Annotated in this window: 10 protein-coding genes; 6 read left to right on the plus strand and 4 right to left on the minus strand. The window is 41.9% G+C overall.

The genetic code is table 11. From position 1 onward, the window contains the following. Positions 1-77 precede the first annotated feature (77 nt). Positions 78-656 (minus strand): 6,7-dimethyl-8-ribityllumazine synthase, encoded by a 579-nt coding sequence (gene ribH, locus ACFFRD_RS17615; protein ID WP_094346524.1) that lies wholly within the window; start codon positions 654-656, stop codon positions 78-80. 189 nt (positions 657-845) lie between these two features. After that, positions 846-1,034 (minus strand): photosystem II reaction center protein PsbZ, encoded by a 189-nt coding sequence (gene psbZ / locus ACFFRD_RS17620; RefSeq protein WP_012407095.1) that lies wholly within the window; start codon positions 1,032-1,034, stop codon positions 846-848. A 151-nt stretch (positions 1,035-1,185) separates the two neighbouring features. Between psbZ and ACFFRD_RS17625 the strand changes: the two genes are divergently transcribed. After that, positions 1,186-3,900, plus strand: coding sequence for a CBS domain-containing protein (locus ACFFRD_RS17625; protein ID WP_392482526.1), 2,715 nt, complete (start codon positions 1,186-1,188; stop codon positions 3,898-3,900). A 12-nt stretch (positions 3,901-3,912) separates the two neighbouring features. Here the strand turns inward: ACFFRD_RS17625 and ACFFRD_RS17630 are convergent, their stop codons facing one another. Beyond that, complete coding sequence (locus tag ACFFRD_RS17630) at positions 3,913-4,614, minus strand: Uma2 family endonuclease (RefSeq protein ID WP_392482528.1); 702 nt, start codon at positions 4,612-4,614, stop codon at positions 3,913-3,915. A 523-nt stretch (positions 4,615-5,137) separates the two neighbouring features. On the opposite strand from ACFFRD_RS17630, the gene abc-f reads away from it, so the two are divergent. The 5 genes from abc-f (at position 5,138) to ACFFRD_RS17655 (ending at position 10,686) form a co-directional block, all read left to right on the plus strand. Continuing rightward, positions 5,138-6,772 carry a ribosomal protection-like ABC-F family protein gene (abc-f, locus tag ACFFRD_RS17635; RefSeq protein ID WP_392482529.1) on the plus strand — a complete coding sequence of 545 codons (1,635 nt, stop codon included), beginning with the start codon at positions 5,138-5,140 and terminating at the stop codon, positions 6,770-6,772. Between the two features lie 138 nt (positions 6,773-6,910). Beyond that, entirely contained in the window at positions 6,911-7,237 is a 327-nt protein-coding gene (locus ACFFRD_RS17640; protein WP_012407099.1) for a DUF6825 family protein, read from the plus strand. Between the two features lie 145 nt (positions 7,238-7,382). Next, complete coding sequence (locus ACFFRD_RS17645) at positions 7,383-9,068, plus strand: AarF/ABC1/UbiB kinase family protein (protein WP_114083575.1); 1,686 nt, start codon at positions 7,383-7,385, stop codon at positions 9,066-9,068. Positions 9,069-9,085: 17 nt separating this feature from the next. Further along, positions 9,086-9,811: a Stp1/IreP family PP2C-type Ser/Thr phosphatase gene (locus ACFFRD_RS17650; RefSeq protein ID WP_114083576.1), complete on the plus strand. Its 726-nt coding sequence runs from the start codon at positions 9,086-9,088 to the stop codon at positions 9,809-9,811. A 677-nt stretch (positions 9,812-10,488) separates the two neighbouring features. Continuing rightward, positions 10,489-10,686 carry an NblA/ycf18 family protein gene (locus tag ACFFRD_RS17655; RefSeq protein WP_041565841.1) on the plus strand — a complete coding sequence of 66 codons (198 nt, stop codon included), beginning with the start codon at positions 10,489-10,491 and terminating at the stop codon, positions 10,684-10,686. Between the two features lie 476 nt (positions 10,687-11,162). Here the strand turns inward: ACFFRD_RS17655 and ACFFRD_RS17660 are convergent, their stop codons facing one another. Beyond that, complete coding sequence (locus ACFFRD_RS17660) at positions 11,163-12,713, minus strand: serine/threonine-protein kinase (protein WP_392482532.1); 1,551 nt, start codon at positions 12,711-12,713, stop codon at positions 11,163-11,165. Positions 12,714-13,286: the final 573 nt, after the last annotated feature.

Raw genomic sequence — 13,286 nt, forward strand, 5'->3', positions numbered from 1 at the left:
GGTCATTGGTCATTGGTCATTGGTCATTGGTCATTGGTCATTAGTGAATGACAAAGGACAAATGACTAATGACTCATTTAGCCGAGTTCTTCTGACTCCGCCGTTAAATTGCCAATGCTGGCACTTTGAAAAGAGGCGGGCAAAGACTGGCTATTACGAGAATATGGCTCTGCTAGGTTAGAACGCAATTGCCGCATCAGGCTTGCCATTTCTAGGGCGTTTAGAGCATAATCCCAGCCATGATTACCTTTGATACCTGCCCGTTCTAAGGCTTGCTGCATAGTATCTACTGTCAAAATGCCAAAAATTACTGGCACACCAGTTTGAAAGCTAGCGGCGGCAATACCTTTAGAAACTTCGGCGGATACATAATCAAAATGGGGTGTTTGCCCACGAATGACTGCACCTAGACAAATTACAGCATCATAACGATGGGAAAGTGCTAGTTGGCGAGCTACTAAAGGTACCTCAAAACTTCCTGGAACCCAAACATAGTCTACCTGATTACCTTGGGGGTTAGGATCTACACCGTGGCGTTTCAAGCAATCTTGACATCCCTCTAGCAGCTTTCCGGTAACAAGGTCATTGAATCGACCAATCACCACTGCAAACCGCAAAGGCTCCGTTTGGGTAAAAGTTCCCTCGAAAACTGCCATGACTGCCTCTTAATCAACTATAGTTCTGGCCAATATACATTTCTTATTTAAATGTAGAGGAGCAGGAAAGCACGGTTAAAAAAAAGGAAATCGGAAAAAATTTCTTCTTTTCTCCTTTGGTCTTTGACCTTGGCTTTTCTGCCCCTCTAGTTCTTATATTATGTGCCTGCGCCAGAGCAAAGCCGTCGTCTACACGACAAAAAAGTTTAACAAACCAACTAAAAATACCAAAGCAATCCAGACGGCAGAACCAACCCAGAGTAGTTTTTTAGATTCAACCCAATTTTGGGGAGTAGCGTAAGCAACCGGAACGCCTACAACCAGGACAAAGGACAATAGGACTAGACCTATCAAGGCAAATTGGAATATTATGGTCATTTTTGCTTCTCCCAATACAGCGAAATACTAAGGATAGAATATCCTAAAGGGCGACACTGACACTTTCTTATTATTTTTAAGCTAGCAGAAATTGCAACATTTTAGTCATTTGTCCTTTATCTAAGTACCGATGACTAATGACTCTTAAACTATGGATTTAATTCTTTGCCACACAACCGCAGATTTTGACGCACTAGGGGCAGCAGTAGGGTTAACGCGCCTACTACCGGGAAGTAAGATTGTGCTGACTGGCGGTTCTCATCCTCCTGTGCGGGATTTTTTAGCATTGCATCGGGATGAATATCCGCTAATTGAACGCCGTTCGGTGAATCCTGAAAAAATTCGCTCTTTGACTGTGGTGGATACGCAACAGCGCGATCGCTTGGGTAAAGCTGCTGAGTGGTTAGATTTACCCCATCTTGGGGAAATTATAGTTTATGACCATCACTTAGGACAAGAATCAGATATTCCTGCCACGCGATCGCATATTTCTTCAGTAGGAGCCGCCACAACTTTAATTGTGGAGCAATTGCAACAACAGGAAATTTCCTTGACTTCTGCTGAAGCGACTGTGATGGCTTTGGGTATCCACGTTGACACCGGCTCCTTGACCTTTGACCAATCCACACCACGGGATGCCTTAGCTTTGGCTTGGTTGATGCAACAAGGTGCAAGTTTATCGGTAATTTCTACCTACCGTGACCCTGGCTTGTCTTTGCAATTGCAACAGTTATTAACTGAATCTCTAGAAAATTTAGAATATCTTTGCCTACGTGGGTATACTATTGCTTGGGTAATTTTGAAAACAGATGCTTTTGTGCCAGGGCTATCGAGTTTGGCTTCAGAACTCGTGGAATTAACCGAAATTGATGCCATTCTGTTGGCTAATGAGTATCCTTTGAGTGAAAATGATTCACGCTTAACTATAATTGGGCGATCGCAAATTCCCAAAACAAATCTTAATCTATTATTCCAACTCTTTGGCGGCGGCGGTCATTCACAAGCCGCATCACTAAATCTAAGAGGAGTGGATTCACAAGCAATATTAAAACAACTCCTTGACGGGGTAAAGGCACAAATTCCCCACCCCCTCACCGCTAGGGATTTGATGTCTTCTCCTGTTCGCACGATTCTACCTGAAACCACAATTGCTGAGGCACAGCGAATTTTGTTGCGCTATGGACACTCTGGCTTATCTGTAGTCGATACTCAAGGGCAACTAGTAGGCATTATTTCGCGCCGGGATCTTGATATTGCCCTGCACCACGGATTTAGTCATTCGCCAGTTAAGGGCTATATGACAAGAAATCTGAAAACAATTACACCAGATACAACACTGCCACAAATTGAAGCGCTGATGGTGACTTATGATATCGGACGCTTGCCAGTATTAGAGAATGAGCAGTTAGTTGGTCTTGTCACTCGTACTGATGTCTTGCGGGAATTACATCAAGAAAGGGATGAAGATGGAGAAGGGGGAGAAGAAAAATTCAAAATTCAAAATTCAAAATTCAAAATTCCTCTTAGCACTGAGTTGCAAAATCGCCTTGCTCCTCAATTATGGCAACTACTCACCACAGCATCGCAAGAAGCGGAAAAACGGGGTTGGCATCTTTATCTCGTCGGGGGTGCGGTGCGGGATTTGCTGTTAGCGGAAGCAACATCGGACACTTTGATGATTAAAGATATTGACCTAGTAGTTGATGGCTTTCACAAATCAGCAGATGTTGGCGCTGGTGTGGAACTAGCAAAAGCCCTCCAACAACTTTACCCTGCGGCTCGTTTAGAAATCCACGGGGCTTTTCAAACTGCTGCTTTGTTGTGGCACAAAGACCCAGAATTAGATTCTCTTTGGGTAGATATTGCCACGGCTAGAACAGAGTTTTATCCTTACCCGGCGGCGAATCCAGAAGTTGAGGCGAGTTCGATTCGTCAAGACTTGTATCGTCGAGATTTTACCATTAATGCGATCGCTTTGCGGCTCACCTCTCCCCGCTCTGGTGAATTACTCGATTTTTTTGGCGGTTTACTCGATTTACAAGCTAAACAAATTCGGGTTTTACACCCTAACAGCTTTATCGAAGATCCCACCCGCATTTATCGCGGCGTGCGCTTTGCCGTGCGTTTCGGATTTGAAATTGAACCGCAAACGGAAGAGTTTATTCGCTATGCCATCAACAGTGGTGTTTACGATCGCACTTCCCAAGAGAATACCAAAACCCCAGCCCTACAAACTCGGCTCAAAACAGAATTAAAGCACATCCTAGAAGCGCCCTACTGGAAATCAGCTTTGCAGTTACTCCATAACTTAGGGGCGTTGCAATGTATCCATCCTACCCTCACTCTAGACGCAGAACTCCTGCGACAACTACGTTTGCTAGAACGCTGCTTGCGGCGATTTGATGCTAAACAAACTCTCATTCATTGGCAAATGCGTCTAGAAGCGTTAATCGCCCATCTAGCACCAGAATATCGGGCGAAAGTAGCACAAAATTTGCAATTACAAGACGATAGCATTGTTAGGTTAAAAAACTTAGTCCAAAACTTTAGTCAAGTAATAGAATGTTTACCTACTTTTAAACACCCCAGTCAAGTAGTACAGTTGTTGCGACAATATGATTTACCAATGCTGATTTTAATTGCTTTGCAAAGTCCGCGAGATATTAGACATCAAATTTGGGAATATTTAACAGTTTGGGCGAATGTACAGCCACTATTAAATGGCAATGATTTAAAGAAACTTGGTTACAAACCAGGGCCGCAGTATCGGCAAATATTAGATGATGTACTTGCTGCTACCTTGGATGGAGTGATTAAAGATAAGACTGAAGCTGAGGAGTTTTTAGCGCAACACTATCCTAAATGAAATAGCTCTGATCTAAATTGTATCTGGATCGATATTTAACTCCCGCAATTTTGCTGCTAAACGTTCAGCTTTTTGTTTGGCTTGTTCTGCCTTTTGTTCAGCTTGTTCTGCCGTTTCTTCCGGTGTTGGTACTAGTTGCTCATCTCGTGTAAAAAACCGCAATAGTCCCTGATAAACTCCCAAATATAACCCTAGCTGATGACTCCACAAATATCCTTCTTCACTTGGTTGTAGAGGTTGATATTCTCCATCTACTAAATGAAATCCTGCAAATTCTTGTGTGTAAGGGTCAAACCAAAAATAATCGGGTGTGCGGAAAGTATCTTGATAAATTTTTTTCTTTAAATCTTTGTCAGTATTCGCTGTTGAGTCAGACAAAATTTCCAGAATTACATTCGGATATTTACCATCTTCTTCCCAGACTACCCAACTTTTGCGGGTTTTACGTTCAGTTCCCAGCACAACAAAAAAGTCTGGCCCCCGGAAGTATTCCGATTTGCGTTGGCGCGGACTGTAGTAAATAGTGAGATTTCCCGCCGCATAGAAATCATTTCTATCTCGCCACAACCATTCCAGACATGTTAATAGTAGGATTATTTGCCGTAGATGAAGTTCGCTTTCCAAGGGAGGCTCATCACTATATAGATCACCAGGGGGAAATATAACATCTTGGCAGATGCCTTTTTGATCATCTAATTCTTGAGCTATGGTCATAGAATGGATACGGCATCAAGTAGTTATGGATTTATTTTAACAGTCTTGTAGTTAGCGATCGCGCGTAGCTAATCATCTATTTTTAGGGTACAGGTAAATTGTCCAATTCAGGCTTTATCATCTCAGAACCAATTTTATAAAGATGAATATCTTACCTCTGCGTTCTCTGCGCCTCTGCGGTTAAAAATCTTTATTTACCACTGAAAACGAGCGATCGCTACCCTTCCGAAATTCCTTTATGCTACACTGTAGTCAATATCAAACCTCATCACAACTCCAACGAGATAGCTGAAATGAAGTAGTACCAAACACCTGTTGCGCCAAAGCAACTAATGTCAACAAAGAATAAACGCAACTAGTTTGACAGGGTTACTTCACACAGTCATGTACTAACAATATTGTCATCATTCATATTTACATCTAACCGCTTGGCAAGTGTCTGCGGCTAAGTTTTTTGTGTCTAATATACCCGTAATTCATGTAAACATACGGGCGGAAGTTTGCGAATTGAGGTTTGGAAATAATGCAGAAAAAATCAATATTATTAGCTGAGAATTTAGCCTACGAACTCAGCTTAGATAGAACTTTGTTTCAAAAAATCCAGGTGAGTATTGAGGTCGGCGATCGCATTGCTTTAGTTGGTCACAATGGTGTAGGAAAATCAACTCTATTAAAGATACTTGCAGGTCAAATTAGCCCCAGTACAGGTTCTGTTTGGCGTAATGGCGTTGTCTATTATTTGCCACAAATCAGCACTATTAGACAAAAAATTACAGCAGAAACAGTACTTGATTTTTTGATTTCCGTCTCTGATGAATGGTGGAAGATTGAAGAGATATTGCAAACACAATTCGATACAAATGTTAATCTTTATCTACAAATTGCTAACTTGAGTGGTGGAGAAATAACAAAACTATTTCTAGCAATCGGATTATCTCAACAGCCCAATTTGCTGTTGCTAGATGAGCCAACTAACCACATGGATTTGCAAGCTTTAGAAAACTTAAGACAATTTCTGCAAAATTTCACTGGTGCATTTGTAATTGTCTCACATAAACCTTTTTTCTTAGACCAAGTAACATCTGTAACTTGGGAACTTGCACCTGATACTTTGAAAGTATATGGAGGCAATTTTTCTCAATATCGAGAACAGAAACAAATCGAGTTAGAGGCAGCATTGCGATCGCACGAAGTCGCCCGAAAGGAACTCAAACACACCCAAACCACAGCGATGCAAGAACAGCAACGCGCAGCCCAATCTAAGCATAACGGTCGCGCCAAGTTTCTCAATGGCAGTATTGATAGAATGGCAGCAGGACTCATTAAAACCAAAGCTGAGGTGTCTACTGGAACTGCAAAAAAGAAACACGAAGCAGCAGTAGCCAAGGCTAATCAAAAGGTTGCAGAGACAAAAGTCAAAACTACAAAAGTCACAAGTATTCAGCTAGAGGAAAAAAATCAAAAGCGCCGAAATCTCATTAATATCCAGGGTGCAAATCTTAGGGTATCAGAACGTCTATTGATTCAAAATATTCAACTGCACGTGTCCTCTGGCGATCGCATAGCCATTATCGGCGCAAACGGTTCTGGTAAATCGAGTCTGGTAAAAGCTATTTTAGGAATGGAAAACCAAACAGCAGTTTTGGACTCAGGTGAGGTTTTGCTTGCACCAGCGATGAAAGCTGTATATCTCCATCAAACCTACGAATTGGTAAATCGACAACACACAATTATGGAAAATATGCAAGCGGCCAATGCTAATCTTAGTTATCAGCTTTTGCGTCAACAGTTGGGACACTTTCTCTTTAAATATGATGATGTTCACAAAAGCGCCTCTGTGCTGAGTGGAGGTGAATTGGCAAGATTAGCGATCGCTATGATCAGTATCTCAGAAATCGATCTGCTGATTCTCGATGAGCCAACTAATAACCTAGATATTGAAACTGTTGAACAAATGGTAGTAGGTATCAATGACTATCAAGGAGCTATTTGGGTCATTTCCCATGATTTAGATTTTCTCAGTCAGATTAACATTACTCAAAGTTTCAACTTGAGAGAGCAAGCCTTGCAAATTAGAACCTATTTACCCAATACACCAGAGCAATATTATCAAGAGTTGCTGGAATGTCATGATATATGTTATTCCAGACCGGTGTAGCTGTCGCTTGTATGTCTGTAAACTCCGTGAATGATTGAATTGAGATATTGCTAACTCTAAATCTCTAACTCCCCAACAGAAGCCGTAAAGCATACAGGCAAGTTATAATTCTCTTGCGGATCAACGTAACAAAAATTTATGAGTAACCCACTAGTACAAGCCTTTTTCGTAGGCAGAGCAGTAGCCGAAGTAGTTAATGAGCGTTTAGAGGTCGCCTTGACCGATGCTTTGAGCGATCTGGGCAAATTTGATGCAGAAGCTAGAGAGCAGTTGCGCCAGTTTACAGAAGAAGTCCTAGAGCGGGCAAATCGGTCAGCAGAAGCAGCTAATTCTGGTCAAGCTACTACAGGTAGTGGACAAACCAATTCTGATTCAGGTGACTTGCAAGCAGATATTGATGAATTACGAGCAGAAATTGCCCTGTTACGCACAGAATTGCAACATTATCGCAGAACTTCTGCGTAAATTTTAGTCATTGGTCATTGGTCATTGGTCGAAAATTATTCACAAATGACAAATGACAAATGACACTAAAGAAAAAACAGTTTAGGAATCAGAGTGTCTTCTTTTTCAAGTGATTCGGTTGCAAACCAACGGTACACAAAAGGATATGGAACAAGGTTATTCAGATAAGGCATACCGTTGGAATCGGGAAAAATACTCTAGCAGACGGCGTTTTGTGGACATTTGGTCTTTTGTCTTGACCTTATTGTTCAAACTTTGGCTATACAACAAATCTTGGAGTTATCCGGGTGGCGTGACTGAGGTAAAGCAAACTGCAAGACGCAAAACCCAAGCGGTCTGGATTCGCAATACCCTGCTGGATTTAGGCCCAACCTTCATCAAAGTTGGGCAACTGTTTTCCACCCGTGCTGATATCTTCCCTGGTGAATATGTAGAAGAACTAGCCAAATTACAAGACAAAGTACCGGCATTTAGCTATGAGCAAGTAGAAGCGACCATTGAGAAAGAATTAGGCAAAAAAATTCCTGAACTCTTCGATAATTTTGAACCAATTCCCTTAGCTGCTGCTAGCTTGGGACAAGTACACAAAGCTGTGCTACATAGTGGAGAATCGGTTGTTGTTAAGGTGCAACGTCCTGGATTAAAGAAGTTATTTGAAATAGATTTACAAATTCTCAAGGGAATTACCCGCTACTTTCAAAACCATCCCAAATGGGGACGTGGAAGAGATTGGTTAGGTATTTATGAAGAATGTTGTCGCATTCTTTGGGAAGAGATTGATTATCTTAACGAAGGTCGTAACGCCGATACTTTTCGCCGGAATTTTCGCGGCTACGATTGGGTGAACGTCCCAAGAGTATATTGGCGTTATGCCAGTTCCAGAGTGCTGACTTTAGAATATCTCCCTGGAATTAAAATTAGCCAATACGAAGCTTTAGAAGCAGCCGGTTTGGATCGAAAGGCGATCGCTCGTCAAGGCGCTCAAGCTTACTTACTACAGCTACTCAATAGTGGTTTTTTCCACGCCGATCCTCACCCAGGCAATATTGCGATTAGTGCAAGTGGGGCTTTAATATTCTACGATTTCGGCATGATGGGGCGGATTAAATCCAACGTGCGCGAGGGACTGATGCAAACACTGTTTGGCATCGCTCAAAAAGATGGCGATCGCGTTGTGCAGTCTCTGATCGATTTAGGCGCGATCGCTCCAACAGATGATATGGGCCCAGTGCGGCGTTCCGTCCAGTACATGCTGGATCATTTCATGGATAAGCCCTTTGAAAATCAGTCTGTGGCGGCAATCAGTGACGACCTTTATGAAATAGCTTATAATCAGCCATTTAGATTTCCAGCAACCTTCACTTTTGTGATGCGAGCCTTTTCTACCCTAGAAGGAGTAGGCAAAGGTTTAGATCCAGAGTTTAACTTTATGGAAGTTGCCAAACCTTATGCAATGCAGCTTATGACCGATATGAATGGTTCTGAGGGGAATACCTTTATTAATGAATTAAGTCGTCAAGCAGCTCAGGTAAGTAGTACTGCTTTTGGTCTACCACGTAGATTAGAAGATACGCTAGAAAAGCTAGAACGCGGAGATATGCGCCTCCGCGTTCGGTCTATAGAAACTGAACGGCTATTGCGGAGGCAGAGCAGTATTCAACTCTCAATGAGCTATGCTCTGTTAATCAGTGGTTTCACACTTTCAGCTACGATCTTAGTAGTTAGCAATCATGTCTGGTGGGCACTGCTGCCTGGTTTAATTGCACTAGTGATTTCAGTGATCTTGATCCGACTACTTTTGCGCCTTGACCGTTACGATCGTATGTATTAATTGTTGCAAAAAAAATTATGAAACTTAATTTCACGGGTTTTAGCGATCCGGGACTTATTCGTTCTAATAATCAGGATGCTTACTATGTCGACCCAGAAGGGCGGTTTTTTGTTGTTGCCGATGGAATGGGTGGCCATGCTGGAGGTGAAGAAGCAAGCCGCATAGCCACGGCAGAAATTCAGGCATATTTGCTGGCAAATTGGGAATCTTCTAAATCTTCTCAAGAATTGCTAGAGCAAGCTTTGTGGGGTGCCAATGAAGCGATTTTGCAAGATCAGCAAAATCATCCCGAACGTGCTGATATGGGCACAACAGTTGTAGCAGTAATTTTTCGCGCCCCAGAGTCACCCTGGTGCGCTCATGTTGGCGATTCGCGGCTGTATCGCTTCCGAGAGTCGCACTTAGAACAGGTAACAGAAGACCACACTTGGGTAGCACGGGCAATCAAAATCGGTGACATAACCTTAGATGAAGCGCGATCGCATCCTTTTCGTCATGTATTATCGCGCTGTTTGGGGCGTGAAGACTTGCATCAGATTGATGTGCAACCACTAGATGTCAAAGCTGGCGATCGCTTGCTTTTATGTAGTGATGGTCTTACAGAAGAACTTGTGGAACAGAAGATTGCTAGCTGTCTCTTAGATGCTCCTTGGCTTGATAAGGCCGCCATCTCTCTAATTGAGGCTGCTAAGGAGCATGGAGGGCACGATAACATCACAGTTGTCATCGTCTCACTAGAATAATAAATAGTCATTGGTCATTAGTCGATGCTTAGTAACCTTAAACAAAGGACAACTGACAAATGACAAATGACAATTCTGGTAGATATACTCAGCAATTTGTTCAGTGTGAGCATTTTTAGTTTTTACAATTTGATACAAATATTTTTAGCCTCCAAAGTCACCTAATGAGGCTGAATTTGCATCAAATTGATAAATTGACATCTTGCACATAATAAGGTAGAGCGACTATAATTCACGCTTATTACCATTCATTCCCCAACCTCTTTAAAGTCCTAGCTTCCGAAGCTTCCTCCATATTTATTTGTGGAGACAGAGTGTCTTAATGTTTTTCTCAAACAGGAAAACGTATAGGACTCAGGACAAAATCTGCTTATCTCCTCAAAAGAGATTCAGTGCAAAGCAGAAATGGTTGAGAGGTAGTTATATCTACACTTCGTTCAAACAGAGCTTATTTTCCGGAATACGGCTCGGCTGACTTGGGTAGTATATCAGCAGGATTAGGTGCAAGATATCATATCAAAAAAAATCCACACTTAGGATGTGGGCAATGTGTCAAACAATTGTTATCTTTCTTAATACGGAGGAACAAATGTTGGACACATACAAGTCCAATTATTATACCATTTGGACTTCTGTAAGCGATATCACCTTTACGCGTTTTTTTTACGGAGTTAAATATGAACCAACCAATGAAACTATCCTTGGAACAGCAATTCAGCATCTGCTCATTTGCCACTCAAGTACAGAACATGAGCCACGACCAAGCTAAAGACTTTCTAGTAAAGCTCTATGAGCAAATGGTAGTGCGCGAGGCAACTTATCAGGAGCTTCTTAAGCACCAGTGGGGCTTAGATTCCGGTTCCACTATGGCATAGAGTCGTTCTACTGTCGCAGTGGACGACCTCCTTCTCTTGCTTGGTTCCAAGGAGGAAAAGAGCTGGGGATGTCGGGGCGTCAACTTCGATAAACAATTTCAAAAGAGCGGCGGAAGAATTCAATTCAATAAATTAACTAACAACTAGTAAAACTTTCGACTGCACATCTGCTGGAGTCTAGACATAAATTTAGCTTTGCAGGCTAAACTTACCGTTCACTTGAGCAAAACTTTTTTACTGTCTCTTTTGTCTGGTCAGAGAATTACACCTGCGTAATATTTACAACTCTCCGAAATATGTACACAAGAATACTCAGAGATAATTTAGACATCCCTGATTTTGCAGCTTGCGTTTTCACTCTTTATACATATAACTAGAACTTACATCTTTATATATATTTTGTTTATAAAAGTTTACATTCTTTGAGTGAGTAGCCCTTAGCTACATATATTACATGTAATATTAAGAAATTCTTCCTAGCTGGAAAGATCGTATGGAGAATCTGTATCAATGCTTTCCAGTTTTGCCAGAATTTGAGGCTTAATTTTTTCGTACTCGCTTTTGAGCAAGCTTTTACTCATTTGCGGGTCGGCAGAAGACATCAATGTGTTGCTCATTGCGACCCACTCTTGCAGTCGTTGACGCTGGGCAGAAGCGACGCTGGAAGGTAAGATGTGTGTACAGCGATTTGGTGTTTCTCGTGCAAAGAACAACAGTCGGTAGTAACCTGTGTGCTGTAATAACCGAGTAATTTCTTGACCAAGACTGGTTTTAAGATCAAGGTAGTAAGGTAACCATTTGGCACCATGCTTGCGGTTGTAGATGACAGTAATCCATAGCAACATGGGATGGGGAATAGAAATAAAAAGAAATTGGTTATAGCGGGTACAGAGTAAGCGCTTCTGAATTTCTTCTTGCGGTAGCATCACCCATAGCGCTGGTAAAACCTCCCCATTGCTTTGAATGGACTGAGGAAACACAATATCGGCAATCGGTTTATTTTGAGGCCAAGAAATAGCACGAGCGATTTCATCGTTAAACAAGGATGCCCGCAAATCGGCTTTAGTCTTTTGTTCAAGCTCAGGACTGGCCGTAGTAGGAATTAGGGCATAGCTATCTTGCTTAACTTTGCGTGTATGCTCAGGTTTTTCTAGAGATGCTAGAACTCTCAGGATTTCGTTGATACTCTGGGGGCGATCGCGTGCTACCTTAGCGAGACAACTCATCACCAAATTTTCGATTTCTTTTGGTAGTTCTAACCCAGGTGCAACCTCAGCAAAAGAACGTGGTTTTTGATAGTGATGTGTTTTATACCATGCTCCAAAAGAATGAGTTTGTGCCACTAGTGGCATTTTGCCTGTGAGCATCTCAAACATCATTACACCCAAACTATAAATATCAGCACGGTTGTCTAATTCCTTACCCTCCATCTGTTCGGGAGAAGAATAAGCCAATGTCCCCAAATAGAATTTTGTATGGTCGCCATCCGACTGTAATAACTTAGCAATACCAAAATCTAGAACCTTGACCAATTCTCCGAAACTGGGATCTTGAATCACCAGCATATTGCTTGGCTTGACATCCCGATGGATAATTGGGCAAATTGTGCCCTCAACTGGGATGCCATCATGAGCGCACTGTAACCCCAGACTTAGTTGACGCGCCATACTCAGAAATCTTGGTAAAGGCAGTCGTTGCTTACGAATAATATTGTTTAGGCTTTGTCCTTGTAGATATTCCATGACGTAGAACGGGGTATTATTCTCATCTACGCCATAGTCCATAACTCGGACAATGTGGATACTTTTTTGACCTAGTAAAGCACAGGTTTTTGCTTCTCGCTCAAAGCGGTCTTGCAATCGCATCTTTTCATTTTGAATTGATAGAGCGAGAAACTTAACCGCGACAGGTACACCTCCCAACAAAGTATCTTTAGCACGATAAACTCGACCCATTGCTCCAGTACCGATTAACTCCTGGAGTTGGTAGCGTTTGCTGAGTAAGCGACCAATGTTGGGGTCTGACATAGAGAATTTGAATCCAAAAGCAGGTTGTAAGTGTTTAGGAGAAAAAGTGCATTCAAACTATATCTGAATTATTGCGCCCAGAAATGACTTTCTAGATTCGTACCATAAGGCAGAAATAGAAGTCAAAAAGCTTATAGGATGGCTGTTGGATGATTTCCAGTCGTTGCTCTATCTACACAGTTCTGTGCTAGTACACTGGGGTGGAAATTTGCCTACCTTTAAGAAGAGGATTTTGCCCCAAGTCTTGTTTAATTAAGATAGTAAGTACATTTACGCAGTGCTATACTAGCTTTTTCTAGCCCTCTTTTAGAAGATTGCAGCCATCCTGTGGTAGTTCGCAACAGAGATGGTAATTACAACTGGTGCAATATACCAGAGCAAACAAGCAGAAAGAGTAGATAATGACGCTTCATATCATTTTGCACTTTAATTATGTTGTAGTTTTAGTTTGCCCAATTTTGAGTCAATAGATAACTCTAGCATCTGCCAAAAATCTTAATTGGGAACTACCACACTCACTACAGAGTTATGATAACTGAGTGATGAGTCAGGGTTTTGAATATCAATAAAGCA

It is taken from the genome of Nostoc sp. C110 (assembly GCF_043099725.1).
In the GTDB taxonomy this organism is placed as follows: Bacteria; Cyanobacteriota; Cyanobacteriia; order Cyanobacteriales; family Nostocaceae; genus Nostoc; species Nostoc muscorum_A.

Excerpts from the sequence above, each read along its gene's own strand:
- ribH (WP_094346524.1), bottom strand. The coding sequence starts at position 656 with ATGGCAGTTTTCGAGGGAACTTTTACCCAAACGGAGCCTTTGCGGTTT.
- psbZ (WP_012407095.1), bottom strand. The coding sequence starts at position 1,034 with ATGACCATAATATTCCAATTTGCCTTGATAGGTCTAGTCCTATTGTCC.
- ACFFRD_RS17625 (WP_392482526.1), top strand. The coding sequence starts at position 1,186 with ATGGATTTAATTCTTTGCCACACAACCGCAGATTTTGACGCACTAGGG.
- ACFFRD_RS17630 (WP_392482528.1), bottom strand. The coding sequence starts at position 4,614 with ATGACCATAGCTCAAGAATTAGATGATCAAAAAGGCATCTGCCAAGAT.
- abc-f (WP_392482529.1), top strand. The coding sequence starts at position 5,138 with ATGCAGAAAAAATCAATATTATTAGCTGAGAATTTAGCCTACGAACTC.
- ACFFRD_RS17640 (WP_012407099.1), top strand. The coding sequence starts at position 6,911 with ATGAGTAACCCACTAGTACAAGCCTTTTTCGTAGGCAGAGCAGTAGCC.
- ACFFRD_RS17645 (WP_114083575.1), top strand. The coding sequence starts at position 7,383 with ATGGAACAAGGTTATTCAGATAAGGCATACCGTTGGAATCGGGAAAAA.
- ACFFRD_RS17650 (WP_114083576.1), top strand. The coding sequence starts at position 9,086 with ATGAAACTTAATTTCACGGGTTTTAGCGATCCGGGACTTATTCGTTCT.
- ACFFRD_RS17655 (WP_041565841.1), top strand. The coding sequence starts at position 10,489 with ATGAACCAACCAATGAAACTATCCTTGGAACAGCAATTCAGCATCTGC.
- ACFFRD_RS17660 (WP_392482532.1), bottom strand. The coding sequence starts at position 12,713 with ATGTCAGACCCCAACATTGGTCGCTTACTCAGCAAACGCTACCAACTC.